The following is a 24,199-nucleotide window of genomic DNA, read 5'->3' as shown; positions in this document are numbered from 1 at the left end:
AGGCTGACCATTGGCGAACTACACGGCTGCTGACGTCAAACGACTTCGGGAGCTGACCGGTGCCGGAATGCTGGACTGCAAAAATGCGCTGGTCGAGACCGACGGCGACGTCGACAAGGCCGTCGAGGTGCTGCGGATCAAGGGCGCCAAGGATGTGGGCAAGCGTGCCGAGCGGGCCACCGCCGAGGGCCTGGTCACGGCCAAAGAAGGCGCGCTCATCGAGCTGAACTGCGAAACGGACTTCGTCGCCAAGAACGCGGAGTTCCAGGCACTGGCCGACCAGGTGGTGGCGGCGGCGGTGGCGGCTCGGCCGGCCGACGTCGACGCGCTCAAGGCGGTCAGCATCGGTGACAAGACCGTCGAGCAGGCGATCGCCGAGCTGTCGGCCAAGATCGGCGAAAAGCTCGAGCTGCGCCGGGTCGCGATATTCGACGGCACCGTGGAGACGTACCTGCACCGGCGGTCGGCCGACCTGCCCCCCGCGGTGGGGGTTCTGGTCGAATACGGTCCGGGCGATGACCCGGACATCAGCACGGCGGCGGCGCACGCGGTGGCCCTGCAGATCGCCGCGCTCAAGGCGCGCTACCTGTCCCGCGACGACGTGCCCGAAGACGTCGTGGCCAGCGAGCGTCGCATCGCCGAAGAGACCGCCAAGGCCGAGGGCAAGCCGGAGCAGGCGCTGCCCAAGATCGTCGAAGGGCGGCTCAACGGCTTCTTCAAGGACTCGGTGCTGCTCGAGCAGCCGTCGGTGTCCGACAACAAGAAGACCGTCAAGGCCCTGCTCGAGGAGGCGGGCGTGAGGGTGACCCGGTTCGTGCGGTTCGAGGTGGGCCAGGCCTAAGCCGGCCCGTGCGAGGCCGCGCACGCGGGCTAACGTCGTGGTATGCCACGCGTACACGCTTTCGGCGACGATGCCCTCGGCGACCTTGACGCGGTCGCCCTTGCCGACGCCATCCGATCCGGCCGATTGAGCCGCGCCGATGTCGTGGAGGCTGCCATCGCGCGCACGGAAGCCGTCAACCCCGCGCTCAACGGCTTGGCTCATGCGGCCTTCGATCGGGCGCGGGCCGCGGCCGGCCGCTTCGACAGCGGCTTCTTCGATGGTGTGCCGACCTTCATCAAGGACAACGTCGACGTCGCCGGGCAGCCGTCGATGCGGGGCACCGACGCGTGGCAGCCACGGCCGGCCCGCGCCGATAGCGAGGTAACTCAGGTGTTGCTGGGTACCGGGTTGATCGCGCTGGGTAAGACGCAGATGTCGGAATTCGGGTTCAGCGCGGCCGCCGAGCACCCGCGGCTGGGACCGGTCCGCAATCCGTGGAACACCGACTACACCGCGGGTGCCTCGTCGTCGGGATCGGGTGCGTTCGTCGCCGCCGGGGTGGTGCCGATCGCGCACGCCAACGACGGCGGCGGCTCGATCCGCATTCCGGCCGCCTGCAACGGGCTGGTCGGGCTCAAGCCGTCGCGCGGGCGGTTCCCGCTGGACCCGGAGCACCGCCGGCTGCCGGTGGGAATCGTCGCCAACGGTGTGTTGACCCGGTCCGTGCGTGACACCGCCGCGGTGTACCGCGAGGCCGAGCGGATTTGGCGTAACCACCGGCTGCCACCGGTCGGGGACGTCACGCGGCCCGGTCAGCAGCGGCTGACGATCGCCGTGGTGACCGGCTCGGTGCACCGCGATGCCAGCCCCGACGTGCGGCGGCTGACGCTGCGGACGGCCGCGCTGCTGCAGGACCTCGGGCACCGCGTCGAACACGTCGACCAGACCTGGGTGCCGGCCAGTTTCCTGGATGATTTCGTGCTCTATTGGGGATTTCTGGCGTGGATGCAGGTGAACACCGGCCGCCGCGCGTTCGGGCGGAGCTTCGACCGCACCCGGCTGGACAACCTGACGTTGGGGTTGGCCCGCCACGCCGCGCGCAACCTGCACCGACTCCCGCTGGCGATCACGCGGTTGCGCAGGCTGCGACGGCGCAGCGCGGAGTTCTTCGGCATCTACGACGCTTTGCTCACGCCAACGCTCGCCGAGGTGACGCCGCGAGTGGGATACCTTGCGCCCACCGACTATCAGCAGGTCATGGACCGGCTGACCAATTGGGTCGCGTTCACCCCGCTGCAGAACGTCACGGGCGAGCCGGCGATTTCGTTGCCGCTGGCCCACTCCGCCGATGGCATGCCGGTCGGGATGATGCTCTCGGCAGACATCGGGCGGGAAGCGCGACTGCTGGAGCTGGCTTACGAACTGGAAGAGGCTCAACCCTTTGCCCGGATTCAGGCCAACCGGCCGTCGGCTACCGAGGAGGCGCGCTGACGGCCCCGATGCTCGCCTGACAAGAAGGCCGTAGCCAGTGGCGAGCGGGCTGCATTTCACTGCCGGCGTGGGCGTGTTTTCGGTCAACCACGCACCGATTGCCAACCGTTGCCGGTCGCCGGCTCGTGGTTCACCTTCAGCGGCCTGAGCAGGTTCGCCGTCGTCATCGGCGCAGCCGAGCCGGCGGCGTGGCCGCCTGGCCGCCCGCCCGCATCGACCATCACTGCCCCTGTCGCTCAGCCCGCACGCGGTGGTGGGCCCGCCGGACAACGCCGGGCCAACCGCTGGTGGAGCCGATACCCGGGCCGGCAGGCGGGTAAACGTGCGCGGCTCAGCCGGGCTACCGCGCGATCGCGCCCTGAGCTGGCGTTGTCGCCGCCCACGGGGGACCGAGTATCGGCTCGCTGACAATCCATCGCGGTTGCGGCGGCGTCACCGCCATATAACCCACACCGCGAACGGTATCGACCATCGATTCATGCTCGGGTCCGAGCTTTGCGCGCAGCCGTCGAATGTGAACGTCGACGGTTCGGAGGTGACCTTTGCGGTCATCACCCCACACTTCGCGCATGAGACGCGTGCGGGAGAACGCCCGACCGGCGTGCTGCACAAGGAAACTCAACAACTTGAACTCGGTGGGCGTCAGGCCCAACTCCCGGTGGTGAAGGTAGCCGGTGAAGCTAGCCGGGTGCAGGACCAGATCGCCGAACTGCAGCGTGCCCTCGAGTGCGCTGCGCCGACGACTAATCGCCCACCTCAGCCGTGCCTGCAGCTCATCGGCGCCGGCCGCCGCCAGCAGCACGTCGTCGAACTGCCAGTCGACGTCGACCTCGACGAAGTCGGCCGCCGCAACGACGGCGACCACGGCCAACGCAGGCGCGTTGGCCATCAGCTGCCGACACGCCCGGCGAGCCGCCGCCAGGTTCGCGCGCGCGTCGATGATCGCCACGTCCGCGCCGGTGTTGACCTCGACGTCGTGGCCCCGGAGCGGGGCGCGCCGCAATTGCTCGAACGAAGCCAACGCCGGCAATGCCGATTCACAACCGGGGTCGTCGGTGAGCAGGAGAACCTCCAACAACCACCCCTCCGTCGAAGATGTCCGTCCAGCGCGGCCTGCAGGGCCCCCGAAAGTGCGCAAGCGTGCCAACCGTGTTAGCTACGCCCTCGTCGATGGGCCCGGCCCGTTGCCACGGACCGGCCCCATCCTGTCGACGAGCCCAGATATGGCCGTTGAGGCCGTGGATTTTCTCGCCAGAGCGGATTCCCACGCCGCCGGACGGTCAAACCTCGACAGCGACGGAATGTCGTTGCGCGGCCGTCCGGCGCCCGGCACGGTTGCCGGCCAGCCCCCGAGTGCACCCCGCCCACGCCAGAGCGTGGCGATGAGGCAGGATGTGAGATGCCGTCCCGGGTGGTTTGCCGGGATGGCACTCTCATGCGAGGAGTCAGATGACCGAGTCCGAGCCGACGAGCATCAACGGCGCGCCGAGCACTCCAGGACCCGGCCGGCGGTCGAAGTATTCGCGAGTGCTGCTCAAGCTCGGCGGCGAAATGTTCGGTGGCGGGCAGGTGGGGCTGGATCCCGACGTGGTGGCGCAGGTGGCCCGCCAGATCGCCGATGTGGTCCGTGGGGGCGTGCAGATGGCTGTGGTGATCGGTGGTGGCAACTTCTTCCGCGGCGCGCAGCTTCAGCAGCTGGGGATGGAGCGCACCCGGTCGGACTACATGGGCATGCTGGGCACAGTCATGAACAGCCTTGCGCTGCAAGACTTTCTGGAAAAGGAAGGCATTGCCACCCGGGTCCAGACCGCGATAACCATGGGTCAGGTGGCCGAGCCCTACCTCCCGCTGCGGGCCGTCCGCCACTTGGAGAAGGGCCGCGTGGTGATCTTCGGCGCCGGCATGGGGCTGCCGTATTTCTCCACCGACACGACCGCGGCCCAGCGGGCGCTGGAGATCGGCGCGGATGTGGTCTTGCTGGCCAAGGCTGTGGACGGCGTGTTCGCCGAGGATCCGCGGGAGAACCCCCACGCCGAACTGCTGACCGCGATCAGCCATCGCGAGGTCCTCGACCGCGGGCTGCGAGTGGCCGACGCCACCGCCTTCAGTCTTTGCATGGACAATGGCATGCCGATCCTGGTGTTCAACCTGTTGACCGATGGCAATATCGCCCGAGCGGTCGCGGGTGAGAAAATCGGGACGCTGGTCACCACCTGAGGGGAAGATTGCGATGATCCGCGCCGGCGACGATGCAGAGCGCAGCGATGAGGTGGGGGCACCTCCCGCTTGCGGGGGAGAGCGGCGCACATGATCCGCGCCGGCGACGATGCAGAGCGCAGCGATGAGGTGGGGGCACCTCCCGCTTGCGGGGGAGAGCGGCGCACATGATCCGCGCCGGCGACGATGCAGAGCGCAGCGATGAGGTGGGGGCACCTCCCGCTTGCGGGGGAGAGCGGCGCACATGATCCGCGCCGGCGACGATGCAGAGCGCAGCGATGAGGTGGGGGCACCTCCCGCTTGCGGGGGAGAGCGGCGCACATGATCCGCGCCGGCGACGATGCAGAGCGCAGCGATGAGGTGGGGGCACCTCCCGCTTGCGGGGGAGAGCGGCGCACATGATCCGCGCCGGCGACGATGCAGAGCGCAGCGATGAGGAGGAGCGGCGCACATGATTGATGAGGTCCTCTTCGACGCCGAAGAGAAAATGGAAAAGGCCGTGTCGGTGGCGCGTGACGATCTGTCAACCATCCGTACCGGTCGGGCCAACCCCGGCATGTTTTCCCGCATTGTGATCGACTACTACGGTTCGCCCACCCCGATCACACAGCTGGCCAGCATCAATGTCCCGGAGGCGCGGTTGGTGGTCATCAAGCCGTACGAGGCTAACCAGCTGCGCGCCATCGAGACGGCGATTCGCAATTCGGACCTGGGAGTGAATCCCACCAACGACGGCACCCTCATCCGGGTAGCCGTACCGCAGCTGACCGAGGAGCGCCGACGGGAGCTGGTTAAGCAGGCCAAACATAAGGGTGAGGACGCCCGGGTCTCGGTGCGCAACGTCCGGCGTAAGGCGATGGAGGAGTTGCACCGCATCCGCAAGGAAGGCGAGGCCGGAGAGGACGAAGTGGGCCGCGCGGAGAAGGATCTCGACAAGACCACGCATCAGTACGTCGCCCAGATCGACGAGCTGGTCAAACACAAAGAAGGCGAGCTGCTGGAGGTCTAGCGGCCACCCAGCAGTTACGTGCGTTTAGGTCCGTGCCAACCACCGATGCCAGCACCGGCGCCCCGCCCGATGAGCCGGCGCGCACGGCGTCACAGCAGTCGGCCCCGAAGATGTCCCGAGCCGGACGCGACCTGCCGGCCGCGATCGCGGTGGGGCTGGGCATCGGCCTGGTCCTCATCGCGACGCTGATTTTCGTCCCGCGTGTCTGGGTGGCCTTGTGCGCCGGGGCGATCTTGATCGCCAGCCACGAGGTGGTGCGCCGGTTGCGTGCAGCCGGGTATGTGATTCCGGTTGTTCCCTTGCTGATCGGCGGCCAGGTCACCGTCTGGCTGACCTGGCCTTATGGCGCCAGTGGCGCGGTGATGGGCTTCGGCGGCATGGTCGTGGTCTGCATGATCTGGCGACTGTTCATGCGTGACGGTCGCGACGACGGCGAGCCGGGCGAAAGCTCCGGCCGGCCACCGCCGGCGAGCAACTACTTGCGCGATGCGTCGGCTACGGTCTTTCTGGCCGCCTGGGTTCCGCTGTTTGCATCCTTCGCCGCGATGCTGGTCTATCACGGCGCCGCGTGGGTGTTCTGCATGATGATCGCCGTCGTGTGCTCCGACGTCGGCGGTTACGCGGTGGGTGTGCTGTTCGGCAAGCATCCGATGGTTCCGAAGATCAGCCCGAAGAAATCCTGGGAGGGGTTCGCAGGTTCGTTGGCTTTCGGTATCACGGCAACGGTCCTGACCGTGACGTTTCTGGCCGGCAAGACACCGTGGGTCGGTGCCCTGCTAGGTCTGCTTTTCGTATTGACCACCACGCTCGGTGACCTGGTGGAGTCGCAGGTGAAGCGTGACCTGGGCATCAAAGACATGGGCCGGCTGTTGCCCGGTCACGGTGGGCTGATGGACCGGCTCGACGGCATTCTCCCGTCCGCGGTGGCGGCGTGGATTGTGCTGACGCTGCTGCCGTGATGAGGCCGATACTGGATAGGCCATGGTCGGTGAGTTGATCTTTGCGGCGCCCCAGCGGGAGAAGCCGCCGCGGCACCTGGCCGACCTCGATGCCGCGGGCACGGCTTCGGCCGTCGCCGAGCTGGGCCTGCCGGCGTTTCGGGCCAAACAGCTCGCGCATCACTACTACGGGCGGTTGATCGCCGATCCTCGGCAGATGACCGACCTGCCCGCGGCCGTTCGCGACCGGATCGCCGAGACGATGTTTCCCAACCTGCTCACCGCGGTGCGGGAAGTCAGCTGTGATGCTGGCCAGACGCGAAAGACGTTGTGGCGGGCCCTGGATGGCGCGACCGTCGAGTCGGTGCTGATGCGTTATCCGCGGCGCGACACGGTGTGCATTTCGTCGCAGGCCGGTTGTGGTATGGGCTGCCCGTTCTGTGCCACCGGCCAGGGCGGGTTGACCCGCAACCTGTCCACCGCCGAGATCCTCGAACAGGTGCGTGCCGGCGCCGCGGTGTTGCGCGACGACTTCGGTGATCGGCTGACGAACGTGGTTTTCATGGGCATGGGCGAGCCATTGGCCAACTACGCCAGGGTGCTGGCCGCGGTGCGACGGATCACCGAGCCGCCGCCGTGCGGTTTCGGCATTTCGGCGCGCTCGGTGACGCTGTCAACGGTGGGTCTGGCGCCGGCCATCCGCAAGCTGGCCGATGAACGGTTGGGCGTGACCTTGGCGCTGTCACTGCATGCGCCCGACGACGAACTGCGCGACACGCTGGTTCCGGTCAACAACCGGTGGAAAATCAGCGAGGCGCTCGCTGCCGCGCGGTATTACGCCGACACGACGGGTCGCCGGGTTTCCATCGAGTACGCGCTGATCCGTGATGTCAACGACCAACCGTGGCGGGCCGATCTGCTTGCTAGGCGACTGCACCGAGCCCTCGGCCAGCTGGTGCATGTGAACCTGATTCCGCTCAACCCGACACCGGGCAGTGCGTGGGACGCCAGCCCCAAGCCGGTACAGCGCGAGTTCGTCAAGCGCATCCGGGCCCAGGGGGTTTCCTGCACGGTGCGCGACACCCGCGGCCGTGAGATCAGCGCCGCCTGCGGACAGCTGGCCGCCGCAGGCGGGTAGCTGGAGCGCGGGCGCATCGGGCCCAGCCTGCGGACAGCTGGCCGCCCGGGGGCGGCTGTGCGCCGTAGGCTGAGTGCGCGTGGTGAACCGCGACGGCGGGTATTGCGTCATCAAGGTCATCCAGGCAACACCAGCAAACGAGGTCTGTCATGAGTCTTCGCCTTTTGTCTCCGCTCAAAGCCCTCGCCGTGGGTGTGACCGCGGTTGTCCTGTTGTTGGGCCTGGCCACCGCGCCGCGCGCGGTGGCCGCCGACGAGCGTCTGCAGTTCACCGCGACCACCCTCAGCGGTGCCCCCTTCGACGGGGCCAGCCTGCAAGGCAAGCCGGCGGTGTTGTGGTTCTGGACGCCGTGGTGCCCGTTCTGCAACGCCGAGGCGCCGGGGGTCAGCCAGGTGGCCGCCGCCAATCCGGGGGTCACGTTCGTCGGGGTCGCGGCCCGTTCCGACATCGGGGCGATGCAGGGTTTCGTCTCCAAGTACGGCCTGAATTTCACCAACCTCAACGACGCCGACGGCGCGATCTGGGCCCGCTACAACGTGCCATGGCAGCCGGCCTGGGTGTTCTATCGCGCGGACGGCTCATCGACGTTCGTCAACAACCCCACCTCGGCCATGTCCCAGCAGGAGCTGTCGGACCGGGTGGCCGCGCTGACGTCCTAGTGGATCGGGCCCTTGTCGGTCTGGCCTTTGCCGCCGGTTTGGTGGCGGCACTGAACCCCTGTGGGTTTGCGTTGCTGCCCGCGTACCTGCTTTTCGTGGTGCGCGGGCAGCACTCCGGCGCGCGTCGCGAACCGGTCTCCCCGCTCGGCGGGGTTGGCCGCGCGCTGGCCGCCACCGTGGTGATGGCGCTGGGCTTTGTGACGGTGTTCGGATTGTTCGGGGCGCTGACCATCTCGGCGGCCGCGACCATGCAGCGATACCTGCCGTACGTGACGGTGCTGATCGGCGCCGTGCTGGTTGGCCTTGGGGTGTGGTTGTTGTCGGGTCACGAGCTGACCGCGCCGCGGCCATTGCGCGCGCGCTGGGCGCCGACGGTTCGGCTGGGCTCGATGTACGGCTACGGCGTCAGCTATGCGCTCGCCTCGCTGTCGTGCACCATCGGGCCGTTTCTGGCGGTTACCGGGGCCGGTCTACGGGGCGGTTCGGTCGTCGGAAGCGTGGCGATCTACCTCGCCTACGTGTCGGGCCTGACCCTGGTAGTCGGGGTACTGGCCATCGCCGCCGCGGCAGCGAGCTCGGCCCTGGTCGACCGAATGCGGCGAATTTTGCCGTTCGTCAACCGGATCGGCGGTGGCCTGCTGGTGCTGGTCGGGTTGTATGTCGGCTACTACGGTCTGTACGAGCTGCGGTTGATCATGGGCACCGGGGCCAATCCGCAGGACTGGGTGATTCACGCGGCCGGCCGGCTGCAAGGCGCGCTGGCCGGCTGGGTCCACCGGCACGGCGGGTGGCCGTGGGCGTTGGCACTGGCCGCGCTGGTGACCGGCGCGCTCGCCAGCACCTGGTACCGACGAATGCGGCGGTAGCCGGCTACCTAATCCAGCCGCGGCGCCGGCCCCACAGGTCGCGCACCAGGACGGCCAGCACCAGCGCGGCAAACCCGATCAGGAACCAGTCCTCGACGTGACCGACGTGGTTGCCGTGCAGCATCACCAGCAGGAATCCAAAGATGCACAGCCCAACGATGTGCCAGGTGCGGTGATTGATCCTGCTCCAACCCCATTGCGCGGATGGCACGTCAGCGATGTCGACGCCGCTGAATTGCTCCACCTCGGTACTGGCCACGGCGACTCCTCCGGTTGGCTGGGACTGCGGATGCACCAGACATTCTGGCACACGTGAGTTTGCCCGTGAGCCTGCCGGACTGCTACGCAGGTGGCGTCCGCACCGTGTCGATCAGGTAGACCGTCGCGTTGGCGGTGGATACCCCGCCGCACACCACGCCCGCGTCGTTGACCATGAGGTTGTTGCCGTGCCCGGTCACGCTCACGTTGGCGCCCTGCAGACGCTCGGCGTCAACGCCATCAGCGCCGCCGCTGCGAAACCAGGTGCCGCAATGGTGTTTTGAGATTTCATGTGGTGCGCTCCTTCGTTTGGTGCCAGGCGTGCGTACCGCGATCGCACTCAGCCGTACGTGAAGGAGAACACCTGTAACCCCTTGCTGGGCCGCAGCTCTAGCGTTGTGGACACCAGCCGATCGCCGGCCACGATCTGGTGGGCGGTCGGTGGCCCGCCGATCGGCAGCGTGGTCGACTTTCCATCCCGGACCACCGTGAGGGTCCCGGTTCCGCCGACCACGACGTAGACGCTCTTGGCGTGGTAGTTGAGTCTGATGGCGGAGTTGTCGCCGTTTGCCGTCGCACCTTCGTAGTCCAGCGACCACGGTCCGCGCAGCGCGAACGTGTCGGCCGCCAGCTGCGGCGGGTACTCAAACGTCGCCGTTCCCTCGTCGTAAACGCCACCGCCGCCGTAGTTGATCACCTTGCCGACGCCGAAGTACGTCTCGGGGGTGAGGGTGGTGCGCGGGGTCAGGTCGGGTGCGCCTTGTGGTTGGAGGGGTGGGGGGAGTGTGACGCCGGGTTTGGCGTCGATGAGCAATTGCCGGATCAGCTGCTCGGTGCCGTCGTAGTCGCCTTCGCCGAACTTGATGTGGCGCACCGTGCCGTTGGCGTCAATCAGGTACTCGGCGGGCCAGTACCGGTTGCGGTAGTTCGTCCACGTCGAATAGCCGTTGTCCAGCGCGATCGGATACGTGATGCCGAGGTCGGCCGCACCCTTGGCGACGTTGTTGGTGACCTTTTCGAAGGCGTACTCGGGCGTGTGCACGCCGATGACCTCGAAGCCGCTGTCTTTGTAGGTCCGATACCAGCCGACGACGTGTGGGATGGCCCGCTGGCAGTTGATGCAGGAATAGGCCCAGAAGTCGACCAGTACGACCTTGCCGCGCAACGAATCCAGGGTGACCGGCTGGTTGCCGGGGGTGTTCAGCCAGGCGGAGATGCCTTTGAGATCGGGTGCGGTGCCGCAGTTTTCGAGCTGGGTGGCCCCGTTGCTGCAGTTCGACAGCTGCGCGTTCTGGTCGTTGATGATGCCGCCGAGGTTCAGCCTTTCCCGGATCGTGTCCGAGCCGCCGACCTTGGCTTGCAGCGACGCGGTGTAGTCGGGAATGGCGCGCTGCAGCATGGCCGGCAGATCGAACACCAGCGCCACCGCGAGCAGGATCGTCACGATCCCCGCCCCGATCCGGATTTGACGTTGCCGACGCCGAAACGCGCTCACCCGCTCGGCGATGCGTTGCCCGGCCAGCGCGAAGAACAGCAACGGCAACGCGGCCCCCAAGGCGAACGTGGTGGTGAGTACGATGGTGCCCGCGCCGATGGTCGCGGTGGCCCCGGCCACGACGATCGCGGCCAGCACCGGGCCCGCGCACGGGACGTACAGCACACCCAGGGCCAGTCCCAGCCCGAAGCCCCCGAAACCGTCGCCGCCAACGCCGAATTGCTTCTGCGGGATCAGGGAAAACGGCCGCTCCAGCAGTTGCTCGAACCGGGGAAAGATCAGGCCGATCCCGATCGCCACCAACGCGACCAGAGCGACCCAACGAATCGCGTCCTGCGGCAGGTGCAGCGCCGACAGCACCGCCGAGCCGAGCAGGGTGACCACGCTGAAACTGAGCACCAGACCGCCGATCACCAGGTAGGGGCGCACAGTGGCTGAGAATGCACGCTTCTTCATGACCGCCACGGCGCCTTCGGATTTCGCTGCGGTCGTGGCGTCGGCGCTCTGCGCGCCGGAGAAGAAGATCACCGGCAGGACCGGCAGAATGCAAGGTGATATTCCGGTGATGAGGCCCCCGAGGAAGCCGATCAATGCGAGGGTAAACACGTCTACTATTCGGCGCGGCCTCGGTCACGGATTGGCCTGAGCGGCAAGAGGTTTTCCCGTGTCGCCGACCGAGGCACAGCACGGCGAGGCGGCCCGCCAGGACGGGCCGCCTCGCCGCGACACAGCGGTGTTACTGGGACGGGGGCATCAGCACCGTGTCAATCATGTACACCGTCGCGTTGGCGGTATGCACTCCGCCGCAGACCAGGCCGGCGTTGTTGACCTTGAGCTCGTTGCCCCCGCCGGTCACCGTCACCTCGGCGCCTTGCAGTGTCTTGTGGGCGCCGGCGACCTTGTTGGGGCTGGCTTGGCCGCTGACCACGTGGTAGGTCAGGATGCTGGTCAGCAGCGTGGAGTCGGTCTTGAGTTGGTCGATGGTGGCCGCCGGCAGCTTGTCGAATGCGGCGTTGGTGGGCGCGAAAACCGTGTACTGGCCGCTGTTGAGGGTGTCGACCAGGTTCACGTTAGCGTTCAGCTTGCCGGACAACGCCGCGGTCAGCGTGGTCAGCATCGGGTTGTTCGACGCCGCCGTCGCGACCGGGTCCTGCGCCATGCCGGACACCGACCCCGGGCCGCTGGGGTTCTGGGCGGCGTACTGCGCACATCCGGGACCGATCAGGTCGGCGGCGGGATCGGCCATGGTTGGGGTCGCGGCGGGCGCCGCGGTCATGCTCGTAGGTGGGGCGGTGCTGGTGTCTTGCGCCGTGGGTTTGGTGCTGGAACACCCTGCCACGCCCGCGATCGCGATTGCCGCGAGGCCGGCGGCGGCGGCTGTCTTGGCCTGAAGGTTCCTCATCGCGCTTCCATTCCTTTGCTAGCGACGGCGGCTTACGCCGTCCTGTGGGTCGGACAGCAGGGATTCGGAGCGGCCGCGGCCATGGATGGATCGGAAAGCAATTTCGGTTGCGTGCATCGGTGATGCCCGCGGGCCGCGATAAGGGCTTGCCCAAGCGGCACAATGGGTGGGTGACTACCCCCGGTGACGGCCACGCCGACGGTCGCCTGCGTGTGCTGGTGTTGGGCAGCACCGGCTCGATCGGCACCCAGGCGCTGCAGGTCATCGCCGCTAACCCGGATCGGTTCGAGGTGGTCGGGCTGGCCGCCGGCGGCGCGAATCTGGACACGTTGCTGCGGCAGCGCGCCGAAACCGGGGTGACCAATATTGCCGTCGCCGACGATCATGCCGCCCGGCTGGCCGGCGACATCACCTTCCGCGGACCCGACGCCGTCACCCGGCTGGTCGAGCAGACCGAGGCGGACGTCGTCCTCAATGCCCTGGTCGGCGCCCTGGGCCTGCGACCGACGTTGGCCGCCCTGGAATCGGGTGCCCGGCTGGCCCTGGCCAACAAGGAGTCGCTGGTCGCCGGGGGTCCGCTGGTGCAGCGGGCTGCCCGGCCGGGTCAGATCGTGCCGGTCGACTCCGAGCATTCCGCGTTGGCCCAATGCCTGCGCGGCGGCACCCCCGACGAGGTCGCCAAGCTGGTGCTGACCGCCTCGGGTGGGCCGTTTCGGGGCTGGTCGGCCGCCGAGCTGGAGCGCGTCACTCCCGCGCAGGCCGGTGCGCATCCCACCTGGTCGATGGGCCCGATGAACACCCTCAACTCCGCGTCGCTGGTCAACAAGGGGCTCGAGCTCATCGAGACCCATCTGTTGTTCGGCATCCCCTATGACCGCATCGAGGTCGTGGTGCACCCGCAGTCGATTGTTCACTCGATGGTGACGTTCATCGACGGGTCGACGATTGCCCAGGCCAGCCCCCCGGACATGAAGCTGCCGATTTCGTTGGCGTTGGGCTGGCCGCGTCGGGTCAGCGGAGCGGCTCATGCCTGTGACTTCCGCACCGCGTCGACCTGGGAGTTCGAGCCGCTGGACAGCGACGTTTTCCCCGCGGTCGAGCTGGCCCGGGGCGCCGGAGAGGCCGGCGGCTGCATGACCGCGGTCTATAACGCCGTCAATGAGGAAGCAGCGGAGGCCTTCCTTTCTGGCAGGATCAGGTTCCCGGCCATCGTCGACACCATCGCCGAGGTGTTGCACGTCGCCGACCAATGGGCCGCGCCACCGGCTACCGTGGATGACGTACTCGACGCGCAGCGCTGGGCCCGTGAGCGGGCGCAGCGCGCGATATCCGGAATGGCTTTAGAAAGGTCGTAACCGCTCGATGATGTTCGTAGTCGGCCCATGTTCGTAGTCGGCCCATGTTCGTAGTCGGCATCGTGCTGTTTGCGCTGGCCATCCTGATCTCGGTGGCCCTGCACGAGTGCGGCCACATGTGGGTCGCTCGGGCCACCGGCATGAAGGTGCGGCGCTATTTCGTCGGGTTCGGCCCCACGCTGTGGTCCACCCGGCGCGGGGAAACCGAATACGGCGTCAAAGGCATCCCGTTGGGCGGCTTCTGCGACATCGCCGGCATGACCCCGGTCGAAGAGCTCACACCCGACGAGCGGGAGCGGGCCATGTACAAGCAGGCGACCTGGAAGCGGGTCGCGGTGCTGTTCGCCGGGCCCGGGATGAACTTCGTCATCTGCCTGGTGCTGATCTATGCCATAGCGGTGGTCTGGGGGCTGCCCAACCTGCACCCGCCCACCCGGGCCGTCATCGGTGAAACGGGCTGTGTCGCAACGGAAACGGTGCAGGGCAGACTTGACCAGTGCACCGGCCCCGGTCCGGCGGCGGCGGCTGGAATCCGCACGGGCGACGTCGTCGTCAAGGTCGGCGGCACCCCGGTGTCCACGTTCGACGAGATGGCCGCCGCGATCCGCAGGCTGCATGGCACCGTTCCGATCGTCGTCGAGCGCGACGGCGCCACGATCACCACCAACGTCACCATCGAGTCCACCCGGCGCTGGATCCCCAACGCCCAGGGCGATCGGCTCGAGCCGGTGACCGTCGGCGCCATCGGGGTCGGCGCTGCCCGCGTCGGGCCCACGCACTATGGAGTGGTCTCAGCCGTCCCCGCCACCGTCGCGTTCACCAGCGACCTGACCGTCGAGGTGGGCAAGGCGCTGGTGGCGATCCCGACGAAGGTGGGTGCGCTGGTGCACGCGATCGGCGGCGGCCAGCGTGACCCGCAGACGCCGATGAGCGTGGTGGGTGCCAGCATCATCGGCGGCGACACCGTCGACCACGGGCTGTGGGTGGCGTTCTGGTTCTTCTTGGCCCAGTTGAATCTCATCCTGGGTGCCATCAACCTGCTGCCGTTGCTGCCGTTCGACGGCGGTCATATCGCCGTGGCGGTCTTCGAGAAGATCCGCAACATGATCCGTTCGGCTCGCGGCAAGGTGGCCGCCGCGCCGGTGAACTATCTCAAACTCATGCCCGCGACGTACGTGGTGTTGGTTTTGGTGATCGGGTACATGCTGTTGACCGTCACCGCCGATGTGGTCAACCCCATCCGGCTCTTCCAGTAGCAGCCGGCAGCCAGAGAGAAGGGTTAGCAGTGACTCCCACCAGCGACGATGCAGAACGGAGCGATGAGGTGAGGGTGCCACCCGCTTGTGGGGGAGAGTGGCGCACATGACCATTGGGTTGGGCATGCCGGAGCCTCCGGCGCCCGCGCTTGCCCCCCGGCGCAGCACGCGTCAGCTGAGGGTCGGCAACGTCGGGGTGGGCAGCGACTATCCGATCTCGGTGCAATCGATGTGCACCACCAAAACCCATGATGTGAACTCGACGTTGCAGCAGATCGCCGAGTTGACCGCAGCCGGCTGCGACATCGTCCGGGTGGCGTGCCCCCGGCAGGAGGACGCCGACGCGTTGGCCGAGATCGCCCGGCACAGCCAGATCCCGGTGATTGCCGATATCCACTTCCAGCCGCGCTACATCTTCGCCGCCATCGACGCCGGATGCGCCGCGGTGCGGGTCAACCCGGGCAACATCAAGGAGTTCGACGGCCGCGTCGCCGAGGTCGCCAAGGCGGCGGGTGACGCCGGAATCCCGATCCGGATCGGCGTCAACGCCGGTTCGCTGGACAAGCGGTTCATGGCCAAGTACGGCAGGGCCACGCCGGAGGCGTTGGTCGAGTCCGCGCTGTGGGAAGCCTCGCTGTTCGAGGAGCACGGCTTTTCCGACATCAAGATCAGCGTCAAGCACAGTGACCCGGTGGTCATGGTCACCGCCTACCAGCAGCTGGCCGCCCAATGCGACTACCCGCTGCACCTCGGCGTCACCGAGGCCGGTCCCGCGTTTCAGGGCACCATCAAGTCCGCGGTGGCCTTCGGAGCCCTGCTGTCGAAGGGCATCGGCGACACCATCCGGGTGTCGTTGTCGGCCCCGCCGGTCGAGGAAGTCAAGGTGGGCAACCAGATTCTGGAGTCACTGAACCTGCGACCGCGCTCGCTGGAGATCGTGTCCTGCCCGTCGTGCGGTCGTGCGCAGGTCGACGTGTACACCCTGGCCAACGAGGTGACCGCGGGCCTGGACGGTCTGGACGTGCCGTTGCGGGTGGCCGTGATGGGGTGCGTCGTCAACGGTCCGGGCGAAGCCCGCGAGGCCGACCTGGGCGTTGCCTCCGGCAACGGCAAGGGCCAGATCTTCGTTCGCGGCGAAGTGATCAAGACCGTGCCCGAAGCGCAGATCGTCGAGACGCTGATCGAGGAGGCCCTGCGGCTGGCCGCCGAGATGGGCTCGGAAACCGGTGGCGATCCGGGTGCGACGGCGAGCGGTTCGCCTATTGTGACCGTAAGCTGATAGGGGCCAAACTCACTGGCCCTGGCACCACAGAGAGTTCTTCGGATGTCGGCTGTGCCCATCATGCGCCTCGTCGGCGAGCGTCGGGTCTCGGTGGTGCGTGACGCCGCCGCGGTGTGGCGGGTCCTCGACGAGGACCCGGTCGAATCGTGCATGGTCGCCGCGCGGGTGGCAGACCATGGCCTCGAGCCCAATTCGCTTGGCGGGGAACTGTGGACGGTACGCGGCGTGGACGAGTCGCTGTGCTTCGCCGGGGCCAACCTCATCCCGCTGCGCGGCGGGCTGATCGACCTGAATGCGTTCGCCGACGAGGCGATGAGCACATCGCGGCGGTGTTCGTCGCTGGTCGGCAGGGCCGACCTGGTGTTGCCGATGTGGCAACGGCTGGAGCCGGCCTGGGGTCCGGCGCGGGACGTGCGGGACCACCAGCCGCTGATGGCACTGGACACCTACCCGAGCTGCGCGATCGACCCGGGGGTACGTCAGGTCCGGCCGGAGGAGCTGGACGCCTACCTGGTTGCCGCCGTGGACATGTTCATCGGCGAAGTCGGTGTCGACCCGCGGCTCGGCGACGGCGGCCGCGGCTACCGACGCCGGGTGGCCGGCCTGATCGGCGCCGGACGTGCCTGGGCCCGCTTCGAGCATGGCCAGGTGGTCTTCAAGGCGGAGGTGGGATCGCAGTCCCCGACCGTGGGGCAGATCCAGGGGGTCTGGGTTCATCCCGAGTGGCGCGGCCACGGTCTGGGCACCGCCGGCACCGCGACGCTGGCCGCGGTGATCGTCGGGAGCGGGCGCACCGCCAGCCTGTATGTGAACAGCTTCAACACGGTCGCCCGGGCCGCCTATGCCCGGGTTGGCTTCACCGAGGTCGGCACCTTCGCAACGGTGTTGCTGGACTGAGCGCGGGCGCACCGACGAAGCAGACGACGGGGCCAGCCGCGACACCTTAACCACGGTGAAGACAACGCCGAAAGCGGTCGCCACGGTTTACGTTTCGCGGCGCCGGCGCCTGGGTGCGTTTGCTTGCTCGAGCGGGAATCTGCTTGCCCGCGTCCGTCCGGTTGGCCGGCGTCGTCAGACCTCCCGTCGTTGGCTGCTATCTGCGGGAGATGTCCGCGCGGTGATCGACGCGCAGGACCGTCACGGTCGTGTGCTCGTCGTCAATCCGGTTACGGCGGGCGGTACGGTCCCGGCGCGCTGAACGTGCCGGTCAAGTCGCGCCGCAGCGGCTTGCCCAGCCGCGCCTTTCGACCTCGTCACGCGCCGCCTCTGGTTTGTGTCGGCGCATCAGGTCACGGTCCGGTCTCGGTGAGCCTCCGTCTCTGTGACCGCCGGATTGCCTAACATCGGCCTCAATGGCCACTCGAACCACATCAGTATCACGGGTCGCCGGTCTGTTGGCGGCGGTCGTCATCGTCGCCGCGACACAAGCCTGCACCCCGCGACCCGAAGGCCCGGGCCCGGCCGCCGAAAAGTTCTTCGCCGCGCTGGCCATCGGCGACACCGCCACCGCCGCCCAACTCAGCGACGACCCCAACGAAGCCCGCGAAGCACTCAACGCGGCCTGGGCCGGGCTGCAGGCCACCCACCTGGACGCACAGGTCCTTGGCTCGAAGTACGCCGAGGACATGGGCACGGTCGCGTATCGCTTCACCTGGCGGCTGCCCAAGAACCGGACCTGGAGCTACGACGGTCAGCTGAAGATGGCTCGCGACGAGGGGCGCTGGCAGGTTCGCTGGGCCACCACCGGGCTGCACCCCAGACTGGGCGAGCATCAGACGTTCGCGTTGCGGGCCGATCCGCCGCGGCGCGCCTCGGTGAACGAACGCGGCGGCACCGATGTGCTGGCGCCGGGCTACCTGTATCACTACGCGCTGGACGCCAGTCAGGCCGGACCCGACCTGATCGGCACGGCACGCGCGGCGGTGGATGCGCTGCGGCCTTTCGACGACACGCTGAATGACCCACAGCTGCTGGCCGAACAAGCCAGCTCCGCGATCAAGCCGCTGGATTTGGTCACGCTGCACGCCGACGACAGCAACCGAGTCTTCGAAGCGATTGGCAAGCTTCCCGGCGTGGTGATCACACCGCAGGCCGACCTGCTGCCCACCGATGCCCGATTCGCGCCGGTCGTCATGGCCGAGGTGAAGAAGGCCGTGATCGACGAACTCGACGGCCAGTCGGGCTGGCGGGTGGTCAGTGTGAACCAGAACGGCGTCGACGTCGCCGTGTTGCACGAGGTCGCACCCTCGCCGGCGCCCTCGCTCACGATCACCTTGGATCGGACCGTGCAGAACGCCGCCCAGCATGCGGTGGACACCCGCGGCGGCAAGGCGATGATCGTCGTGATCAAACCGTCGACCGGGGAGATCTTGGCGATCGCGCAGAACGCGGGCGCCAACGCCGACGGCCCGATCGCCACCACCGGGCTGTTCCCGCCCGGGTCGACCTTCAAGATGATCACCGCCGGCGCGGCTGTCGAGCGCGACATGGCAACCCCCAATACCCTTTTGGGCTGCCCCGGCCACATCGACATCGGGCATCGCACCATCCCCAATTACGGTGGCTTCGACCTCGGCGTGGTGCCGTTGTCGCGGGCGTTCGCCAGTTCCTGCAACACCACGTTCGCCGAACTGAGCAGCAGGCTGCCACCGCGGGGTCTGACGCAGGCGGCCACCGGCTACGGGATCGGGCTCGACTATCAGGTGGAGGGCATCACCACGGTGACCGGTTCGGTGCCGCCGACGGTGGACTTGGCCGAGCGCACCGAGGACGGCTTCGGCCAGGGCAAGGTGCTGGCCAGCCCGTTCGGCATGGCCCTGGTGGCCGCGACGGTCGCCGCCGGGAAAACCCCGATTCCGCAGCTGATCGCCGGACGGCCGGCGACCGTCGCGGGCGACAGCACACCGATCAGCCCGAAAGCGATCGACGCACTGCGGCCAATGATGCGGCTAGTGGTGACCAACGGAACCGCCAAGGAGATCGCCGGTTGCGGTGAGGTGTTCGGAAAGACCGGTGAAGCCGAGTTCCCCGGAGGGTCGCATTCCTGGTTCGCCGGTTACCGCGGCGATCTGGCGTTCGCGTCGTTGATCGTTGGCGGCGGCAGCTCGGAATACGCGGTGCGAATGACCAAGGTGATGCTCGAAACGCTGCCGCCGGGTTATCTGGCGTAGCGCGGGCTCCGACCCCGTCCCGTCCCGCGAGCGCGCGCGGGTTGCCGCCGACACGCCGTGCGGGGCGTACACATGCGGAGGCTTGCGCCCACACAGACGCGTCAGGATCCGAATGCGCTGGCCAGTGCTGGGTCGAACGTCTTGATCCGGGTGACACCGCGACGCTGGCAGCATGCCAGGTGAAGCAGATCGCGCGCACCGAGACCGGGGTGGCGGTTGTGCAGTGTGCGGGCGTGGACGACGTCGGCCACCTCGACGGGCCAGATTTCCGCCAGCTCCCGGGCCAACGTCAATGCCGAGTCCAGCGTCGAGATCCGGCCGACGGGCAGATACGTGTGCAGCAGTTCCTGCGCGACCTCGGCTGACGTGACAAGGCGGTCTTTGTGTTCCAGGCTGTGCTCCAGGAACTCACGGGCGGGCGTTCGCAGTGGATGATCGCGACCAACCGCATACATGAAGACGTTGGTATCGACGAAGATCATGTCGCGGCGAGGCCGCGACGGCGCGACTCCGCTACCACCTGCAGATGGGCCTCCCAATCGGGTTCTGATCCTGCTTCTTCGGGTCGCGAAGCAAAGAACTCGCGCAAGTTGCCGCAGCCATTACCAACTCCGGCGTTGCAATCACAAACGACATCTGACACCTCGCAATGCGTCATGATCGCGAGGTCATGCGATGTTTCGCCGGGGTCAGCGACAACTCATCGACAATGGTCGATCGTATCGTGATCAGGCGCCAAGGCCCTGGGTTCGGAGATCTTTGTTGCATCCGCTGATCCGGCCGCCTGTAACCTGATGTTTGCTAGCCGGCAGCGGCGGTGCGCATCGGACGTCATCGCTGGCGACAATCACCGGGCGCCGTGGAGCGGCAGCGGTAGGTTGCGAGGGTAAGCGGAACATCGCCGGCGGCAGAACATCAGGAATGGCCATGACGGAGACCGGTAGGGACATGGTGGCGTTGCGGGTGTCGGACGCCGATCGCAACGGCACCCTGCGGCGGCTACACAACGCCGTCGCGCTTGGGCTGATCGACATCGACGAGTTCGAGCAACGCTCGTCGCGAGTGTCCTACGCGCGCACCCGAACCGAGCTGGACGGTCTTGTCGGTGACCTGCCCGGGCCGGGCGCGATCGTCACATCCGCGGCCGACCGGGTGGAGCTGCGCGGCTGGGCCGGTTCGCTCAAGCGCCAGGGCGAGTGGATTGTGCCCACCCGGCTGGCGCTGGTGCGCCGGCTGGGCTCGATATACCTCGACCTCGTCAAGGCCCGCTTTGCCGGGCCCGTCGTGGTCATCGAGCTCGACATGAAGTTCGGATCGCTGGACCTTCGGCTGCCCGACGGCGCCAGCGCATCGATCGACAACGTCGAGGTCTACGTGGGCAGCGCGATCGACCGTCGCAAAGACGCACCGGCCGAAGGCACGCCGCATGTCGTGTTGACCGGTCAGGTGGTGTTCGGCTCGGTGGTCATCCGGGGACCGCGTCGTGCGCTGCTGCGCCGCCGCCACAACGGATAGCCCGGCTCGTCGCCCGGGGTGCCGGCTAAGCTAGCGGGATGCCTAGTCGTACCGCGCTTTCCCCCGGCGTGCTGTCTCCGACGTTGCCGGTGCCCAAATGGATCGCGCGCCCGGAATACGTCGGCAAGCCGACGGCCCAAGAGGGCACCGAGCCGTGGGTGCAGACGCCGGAGGTCATCGAGAAGATGCGCGTCGCCGGCCGGATCGCGGCCGGCGCGCTGGCCGAGGCGGGTAAGGCGGTCGCGCCCGGGGTGACCACCGACGAGCTTGACCGGGTCGCGCACGAGTACATGATCGACCACGGCGCGTATCCATCGACGCTGGGCTACAAGGGCTTCCCCAAGTCGTGCTGTACCTCGCTCAACGAGGTCATCTGCCATGGCATCCCGGACTCGACGGTGATCGCCGACGGCGACATCGTCAACATCGATGTCACGGCCTACTTCGACGGGGTGCACGGCGACACCAACGCGACGTTCCTGGCCGGCGACGTCTCCGAAGAGCACCGCCTGCTGGTCGAGCGAACCCGCGAGGCGACGATGCGCGCCATTAACGCCGTCAAGCCCGGGCGCGCGCTGTCGGTGATTGGCCGGGTCATCGAGTCGTATGCAAATCGGTTCGGGTACAGCGTGGTTCGCGACTTCACCGGTCACGGCATCGGCACCACGTTTCACAACGGGCTGGTGGTCTTGCATTACGACCAGCCCGCAGTCGGCACCATCATGCAGCCGGGCATGACGTTCACCATCGAGCCGATGATCAACCTGGGCACACTGGACTACGAAATCTGGGACGACGGTTGGACGGTGGTCACCAAGGACCGCAAGTGGACCGCGCAGTTCGAACACACCGTGCTGGTCACCGACACCGGCGTCGAGATCCTCACGTCGGCATGACGTACCCCGCGCGAGCAGACGCAAAAGCCCCCATTTCGGAGCGAAATTGGGGGCTTTTGCGTCTGCTCGGCGCAGGACGGTGAGTGCCCTGCCGGTGGCGAGCATGCTTGCCCGATGGATCCCCGATGCGTCGAGGCGGGCCCCGGTTCGAGGTCGGCTCGCAGCAGCCATCGACTCGTCTATGCCGATTACCGCGTCGTGGAGCCGCCCGAGGGACGCGACGCCCACCAGTCAGCCGCGCAGCAGGCCACCGAGAACGTGCGGTGCACCAGCGGCCGGCACGGCGCGGGTCGGGTTGCGGATGGTTGACTTGCCCTCATGGCTGCACGCGCTGCGAACGGTCCCGGGTCTGCGCCGTTGTCGTGGGCCGAGCTGGAACGGCTGGTCGTCGCCGGCGATGTCGACACCGTCATCGTGGCGTTCACCGACATGCAGGGTCGGCTGGCCGGCAAACGGGTGTCGGGCCGATTCTTCGTCGACGAGGTGGCCGGCCACGGCGCCGAATGCTGCAGCTATTTGCTGGCCGTCGATGCCGACCTGAACACGGTGCCCGGTTATGTGATGTCGAGTTGGGACACCGGCTACGGCGACATGGTGATGATGCCGGACCTGGGCACCCTGCGACGCATTCCCTGGCTGCCGGGCACCGCGCTGGTGCTGGCCGACCTGGGTTGGGCCGACGGCAGCGCGGTCACCGTCGCGCCGCGCGCCATCCTGCGTCGCCAGCTTGACCGGCTCCACGAGCGCGGACTGGCCGCCGACGTCGCCACCGAGCTGGAGTTCCTGGTGTTCGACGAGCCCTATCGCCAGGCGTGGGCAAGCCGCTATCGGGATCTGACGCCGGCCAGCGACTACAACATCGACTACGCGATCCTGGCGTCGTCGAGGATGGAACCGCTGTTGCGCGACATCCGGCTGGGCATGGAGGGAGCGGGTCTGCGGTTCGAGGCCGTCAAGGGCGAATGCAACCGGGGTCAGCAGGAGATTGGATTTCGGTACGGCGACGCGATGGTCACCTGCGACAACCACGCCATCTACAAAAACGGTGCCAAGGAAATCGCCGACCAGCACGGCAAGAGCCTGACATTCATGGCGAAATACGATGAGCGCGAAGGTAACAGCTGTCATGTTCACCTGTCGCTGCGTGCCAGTGATGGCTCCGCGGTGTTCGCCGACAGCGGGCACCCGCACGGCATGTCCTCGACGTTTTGCAGCTTCCTCGCCGGCCAGTTGGCCACGTTGCGCGAGTTCACCCTATTCTTTGCGCCGAACATCAACTCCTACAAGCGATTTGCTGACGGCAGCTTCGCGCCTACCGCGCTGGTATGGGGATTGGACAATCGAACCTGCGCGCTTCGGGTGGTCGGCCGCGGCCGCAGCATCCGGGTCGAATGCCGGGTCGCCGGTGGCGACGTCAACCAGTACCTTGCGGTGGCGGCCATGATCGCCGGCGGACTGTACGGCATCGAACGAGGTCTGCAGCTTCCGAATCCTTATGCCGGCAACGCATATCGAGCCGCTGACGTGCAACGGTTGCCCACCACACTAGCCGAGGCAGCCGCGCTATTTGGGGAATCGGCGTTGGCGCGCGAAGCGTTTGGTGACGATGTCGTCGCGCATTACCTGAACAACGCCCGGGTCGAGGTGGCGGCGTTCAACGCGGCGGTGACCGATTGGGAAAGGATGCGTGGCTTTGAACGCCTCTAGATCGGGGCCGATCGTGGGCCTGACCACCTACCTGGACCGCGCGCAGACCGGGGTGTGGGACGTGTCGGCGAGCTTCCTGCCCGCCCAGTACGTCCAGGGTGTCACCATGGCCGGCGGTATCGCGGTGCTGCTGCCGCCGCAGCAGGTGAGCCCCGACGCTGCCGGCAGGGTGCTCGACCGCCTGGACGGCCTGGTGATCACCGGGGGCAAGGACGTCGACCCTGCCCGTTATGGCCAGCAGCCGCATCCGGAAACCGACCGGCCGGGCGTCGTCCGCGACGCCTGGGAGTTCGCGCTGCTGCGGGGGGCGTTGCAACGGGGGCTGCCGGTGCTGGGCATCTGCCGCGGCGCGCAGCTGCTCAACGTCGCATGCGGCGGGACGCTGCACCAGCACTTGCCGGATGTGCTGGGCCACGACGGACATCGGGCAGGCAACGCGGTGTTCAGCTCGTTGCCGGTGCGCACGGTGCCGGGGACCCGGCTGGCCGCGCTGATCGGGGAGTCCGCCGAGGTTCGCTGCTACCACCATCAGGCGATCGCCGATGTCGGCGATCCCCTGGTGGTCAGCGCGTGGGACGGCGACGGCGTTGCCGAGGCGCTGGAGCTGCCCGGGGAGAACTTCGTGATTGCCGTGCAGTGGCACCCGGAGGAGACGTTGGACGATCTGCGGCTGTTCGCGGCGGTGGTGGACGCCGCCCGGTCGTACGCGGGCAGGTGATGCC

General features: G+C 67.6%; 22 protein-coding genes and 5 pseudogenes. 19 read left to right on the top strand and 8 right to left on the bottom strand.

Annotation, left to right across the window (positions count from 1 at the left end; all coding sequences use genetic code 11):
* Positions 1–10: 10 nt before the first annotated feature.
* Positions 11–841 (top strand): translation elongation factor Ts, encoded by an 831-nt coding sequence (gene tsf, locus G6N20_RS11025; RefSeq protein ID WP_083046189.1) that lies wholly within the window; start codon positions 11–13, stop codon positions 839–841.
* Positions 842–883: 42 nt separating this feature from the next.
* Entirely contained in the window at positions 884–2,314 is a 1,431-nt protein-coding gene (locus tag G6N20_RS11020) for an amidase (RefSeq protein ID WP_083046190.1), read from the top strand.
* Between the two features lie 340 nt (positions 2,315–2,654).
* Here the strand turns inward: G6N20_RS11020 and G6N20_RS11015 are convergent, their stop codons facing one another.
* Positions 2,655–3,389 (bottom strand): winged helix-turn-helix domain-containing protein, encoded by a 735-nt coding sequence (locus G6N20_RS11015; protein ID WP_083046245.1) that lies wholly within the window; start codon positions 3,387–3,389, stop codon positions 2,655–2,657.
* A 374-nt stretch (positions 3,390–3,763) separates the two neighbouring features.
* On the opposite strand from G6N20_RS11015, the gene pyrH reads away from it, so the two are divergent.
* The 8 genes and pseudogenes from pyrH to G6N20_RS10985 all read left to right on the top strand — a co-directional run bounded on the left by pyrH (position 3,764) and on the right by G6N20_RS10985 (position 9,141).
* Positions 3,764–4,531, top strand: a complete 768-nt coding sequence (gene pyrH, locus G6N20_RS11010; protein ID WP_083046192.1) for a UMP kinase — start codon at positions 3,764–3,766, stop codon at positions 4,529–4,531.
* A 32-nt stretch (positions 4,532–4,563) separates the two neighbouring features.
* Positions 4,564–4,632 (top strand): annotated as a pseudogene (locus G6N20_RS22220) (hypothetical protein); the annotation flags it as partial.
* 100 nt (positions 4,633–4,732) lie between these two features.
* Positions 4,733–4,863, top strand: a pseudogene (locus tag G6N20_RS22425) (hypothetical protein); the annotation flags it as partial.
* A gap of 119 nt (positions 4,864–4,982) precedes the next feature.
* A complete protein-coding gene (gene frr / locus G6N20_RS11005; protein WP_083046193.1) occupies positions 4,983–5,540 on the top strand; it encodes a ribosome recycling factor in 558 nt (185 codons plus the stop codon).
* Between the two features lie 32 nt (positions 5,541–5,572).
* Positions 5,573–6,499 (top strand): phosphatidate cytidylyltransferase, encoded by a 927-nt coding sequence (locus tag G6N20_RS11000; protein ID WP_142271851.1) that lies wholly within the window; start codon positions 5,573–5,575, stop codon positions 6,497–6,499.
* A 22-nt stretch (positions 6,500–6,521) separates the two neighbouring features.
* Positions 6,522–7,616 carry a 23S rRNA (adenine(2503)-C(2))-methyltransferase RlmN gene (gene rlmN / locus G6N20_RS10995; protein WP_083046195.1) on the top strand — a complete coding sequence of 365 codons (1,095 nt, stop codon included), beginning with the start codon at positions 6,522–6,524 and terminating at the stop codon, positions 7,614–7,616.
* A gap of 149 nt (positions 7,617–7,765) precedes the next feature.
* Complete coding sequence (locus tag G6N20_RS10990) at positions 7,766–8,275, top strand: protein disulfide oxidoreductase (RefSeq protein WP_083046196.1); 510 nt, start codon at positions 7,766–7,768, stop codon at positions 8,273–8,275.
* A complete protein-coding gene (locus G6N20_RS10985; RefSeq protein ID WP_083046198.1) occupies positions 8,275–9,141 on the top strand; it encodes a cytochrome c biogenesis CcdA family protein in 867 nt (288 codons plus the stop codon). Before G6N20_RS10990 ends, G6N20_RS10985 begins: the two co-directional genes overlap by 1 nt.
* Before the next feature lie 4 nt (positions 9,142–9,145).
* Here G6N20_RS10985 and G6N20_RS10980 read toward each other — a convergent pair whose 3' ends face one another.
* From G6N20_RS10980 to G6N20_RS10965, 4 genes and pseudogenes are all read right to left on the bottom strand, one after another.
* On the bottom strand, positions 9,146–9,400 hold the full coding sequence (locus tag G6N20_RS10980) for a DUF2631 domain-containing protein (protein WP_083046199.1): 255 nt from the start codon (positions 9,398–9,400) through the stop codon (positions 9,146–9,148).
* A gap of 82 nt (positions 9,401–9,482) precedes the next feature.
* Positions 9,483–9,620, bottom strand: a pseudogene (locus G6N20_RS10975) (fasciclin domain-containing protein); the annotation flags it as partial.
* A 119-nt stretch (positions 9,621–9,739) separates the two neighbouring features.
* Complete coding sequence (locus tag G6N20_RS10970; protein WP_083046201.1) at positions 9,740–11,500, bottom strand: cytochrome c biogenesis protein DipZ; 1,761 nt, start codon at positions 11,498–11,500, stop codon at positions 9,740–9,742.
* A 130-nt stretch (positions 11,501–11,630) separates the two neighbouring features.
* The gene (locus G6N20_RS10965; protein ID WP_083046203.1) at positions 11,631–12,296 is read right to left on the bottom strand and encodes a fasciclin domain-containing protein; all 666 of its coding nucleotides are present in this window, start codon (positions 12,294–12,296) and stop codon (positions 11,631–11,633) included.
* Between the two features lie 170 nt (positions 12,297–12,466).
* On the opposite strand from G6N20_RS10965, the gene dxr reads away from it, so the two are divergent.
* From dxr to G6N20_RS10945, 4 genes are all read left to right on the top strand, one after another.
* Positions 12,467–13,651: a 1-deoxy-D-xylulose-5-phosphate reductoisomerase gene (dxr, locus tag G6N20_RS10960; protein ID WP_142271852.1), complete on the top strand. Its 1,185-nt coding sequence runs from the start codon at positions 12,467–12,469 to the stop codon at positions 13,649–13,651.
* A 44-nt stretch (positions 13,652–13,695) separates the two neighbouring features.
* Entirely contained in the window at positions 13,696–14,907 is a 1,212-nt protein-coding gene (locus G6N20_RS10955) for a M50 family metallopeptidase (RefSeq protein WP_083046205.1), read from the top strand.
* Positions 14,908–15,013: 106 nt separating this feature from the next.
* Positions 15,014–16,186, top strand: a complete 1,173-nt coding sequence (gene ispG, locus G6N20_RS10950; protein WP_083046247.1) for a flavodoxin-dependent (E)-4-hydroxy-3-methylbut-2-enyl-diphosphate synthase — start codon at positions 15,014–15,016, stop codon at positions 16,184–16,186.
* 45 nt (positions 16,187–16,231) lie between these two features.
* Entirely contained in the window at positions 16,232–17,086 is an 855-nt protein-coding gene (locus G6N20_RS10945; protein ID WP_083046206.1) for a GNAT family N-acetyltransferase, read from the top strand.
* Between the two features lie 196 nt (positions 17,087–17,282).
* Here G6N20_RS10945 and G6N20_RS10940 read toward each other — a convergent pair.
* Positions 17,283–17,427: pseudogene (locus tag G6N20_RS10940) on the bottom strand (type II toxin-antitoxin system RelE family toxin); the annotation flags it as partial.
* 114 nt (positions 17,428–17,541) lie between these two features.
* Between G6N20_RS10940 and G6N20_RS10935 the strand changes: the two are divergent.
* Positions 17,542–19,359, top strand: a complete 1,818-nt coding sequence (locus tag G6N20_RS10935; RefSeq protein WP_083046207.1) for a penicillin-binding transpeptidase domain-containing protein — start codon at positions 17,542–17,544, stop codon at positions 19,357–19,359.
* Between the two features lie 101 nt (positions 19,360–19,460).
* Here G6N20_RS10935 and G6N20_RS10930 read toward each other — a convergent pair whose 3' ends face one another.
* Both G6N20_RS10930 and G6N20_RS10925 read right to left on the bottom strand, forming a co-directional pair.
* Positions 19,461–19,841 carry a type II toxin-antitoxin system VapC family toxin gene (locus G6N20_RS10930; RefSeq protein ID WP_083046208.1) on the bottom strand — a complete coding sequence of 127 codons (381 nt, stop codon included), beginning with the start codon at positions 19,839–19,841 and terminating at the stop codon, positions 19,461–19,463.
* Positions 19,838–19,948, bottom strand: a pseudogene (locus G6N20_RS10925) (antitoxin); the annotation flags it as partial. The pseudogene G6N20_RS10925 and the gene G6N20_RS10930, both read right to left, overlap by 4 nt.
* A gap of 338 nt (positions 19,949–20,286) precedes the next feature.
* Between G6N20_RS10925 and G6N20_RS10920 the strand changes: the two are divergent.
* The 4 genes from G6N20_RS10920 (at position 20,287) to G6N20_RS10905 (ending at position 24,195) form a co-directional block, all read left to right on the top strand.
* The gene (locus G6N20_RS10920) at positions 20,287–20,874 is read left to right on the top strand and encodes a DUF1707 SHOCT-like domain-containing protein (protein WP_083046248.1); all 588 of its coding nucleotides are present in this window, start codon (positions 20,287–20,289) and stop codon (positions 20,872–20,874) included.
* A 38-nt stretch (positions 20,875–20,912) separates the two neighbouring features.
* A complete protein-coding gene (map, locus tag G6N20_RS10915; protein WP_083046210.1) occupies positions 20,913–21,770 on the top strand; it encodes a type I methionyl aminopeptidase in 858 nt (285 codons plus the stop codon).
* A gap of 318 nt (positions 21,771–22,088) precedes the next feature.
* A complete protein-coding gene (locus tag G6N20_RS10910) occupies positions 22,089–23,477 on the top strand; it encodes a glutamine synthetase family protein (protein WP_083046211.1) in 1,389 nt (462 codons plus the stop codon).
* Positions 23,458–24,195, top strand: a complete 738-nt coding sequence (locus G6N20_RS10905; protein WP_083046212.1) for a gamma-glutamyl-gamma-aminobutyrate hydrolase family protein — start codon at positions 23,458–23,460, stop codon at positions 24,193–24,195. The genes G6N20_RS10910 and G6N20_RS10905 overlap by 20 nt, the downstream gene beginning before the upstream one ends.
* Positions 24,196–24,199 lie beyond the last annotated feature (4 nt).

The organism is Mycobacterium shinjukuense (genome assembly GCF_010730055.1).
GTDB classification, from domain to species: domain Bacteria; phylum Actinomycetota; class Actinomycetes; order Mycobacteriales; family Mycobacteriaceae; genus Mycobacterium; species Mycobacterium shinjukuense.
Note: the sequence above shows the minus strand (reverse complement) of the source record. Positions and strands in the feature narration are given on the sequence as shown.

What these genes read in the sequence shown, in the direction of transcription:
- rlmN (WP_083046195.1), top strand. Translation starts at nt 6,522, where the DNA reads ATGGTCGGTGAGTTGATCTTTGCGGCGCCCCAGCGGGAGAAGCCGCCG.
- G6N20_RS10990 (WP_083046196.1), top strand. Translation starts at nt 7,766, where the DNA reads ATGAGTCTTCGCCTTTTGTCTCCGCTCAAAGCCCTCGCCGTGGGTGTG.
- G6N20_RS10930 (WP_083046208.1), bottom strand. Translation starts at nt 19,841, where the DNA reads ATGATCTTCGTCGATACCAACGTCTTCATGTATGCGGTTGGTCGCGAT.
- G6N20_RS11020 (WP_083046190.1), top strand. Translation starts at nt 884, where the DNA reads ATGCCACGCGTACACGCTTTCGGCGACGATGCCCTCGGCGACCTTGAC.
- G6N20_RS10935 (WP_083046207.1), top strand. Translation starts at nt 17,542, where the DNA reads ATGGCCACTCGAACCACATCAGTATCACGGGTCGCCGGTCTGTTGGCG.
- G6N20_RS10945 (WP_083046206.1), top strand. Translation starts at nt 16,232, where the DNA reads ATGTCGGCTGTGCCCATCATGCGCCTCGTCGGCGAGCGTCGGGTCTCG.
- frr (WP_083046193.1), top strand. Translation starts at nt 4,983, where the DNA reads ATGATTGATGAGGTCCTCTTCGACGCCGAAGAGAAAATGGAAAAGGCC.
- pyrH (WP_083046192.1), top strand. Translation starts at nt 3,764, where the DNA reads ATGACCGAGTCCGAGCCGACGAGCATCAACGGCGCGCCGAGCACTCCA.
- map (WP_083046210.1), top strand. Translation starts at nt 20,913, where the DNA reads ATGCCTAGTCGTACCGCGCTTTCCCCCGGCGTGCTGTCTCCGACGTTG.
- G6N20_RS10955 (WP_083046205.1), top strand. Translation starts at nt 13,696, where the DNA reads ATGTTCGTAGTCGGCATCGTGCTGTTTGCGCTGGCCATCCTGATCTCG.
- ispG (WP_083046247.1), top strand. Translation starts at nt 15,014, where the DNA reads ATGACCATTGGGTTGGGCATGCCGGAGCCTCCGGCGCCCGCGCTTGCC.
- G6N20_RS10965 (WP_083046203.1), bottom strand. Translation starts at nt 12,296, where the DNA reads ATGAGGAACCTTCAGGCCAAGACAGCCGCCGCCGCCGGCCTCGCGGCA.
- G6N20_RS10910 (WP_083046211.1), top strand. Translation starts at nt 22,089, where the DNA reads ATGGCTGCACGCGCTGCGAACGGTCCCGGGTCTGCGCCGTTGTCGTGG.
- G6N20_RS10920 (WP_083046248.1), top strand. Translation starts at nt 20,287, where the DNA reads ATGACGGAGACCGGTAGGGACATGGTGGCGTTGCGGGTGTCGGACGCC.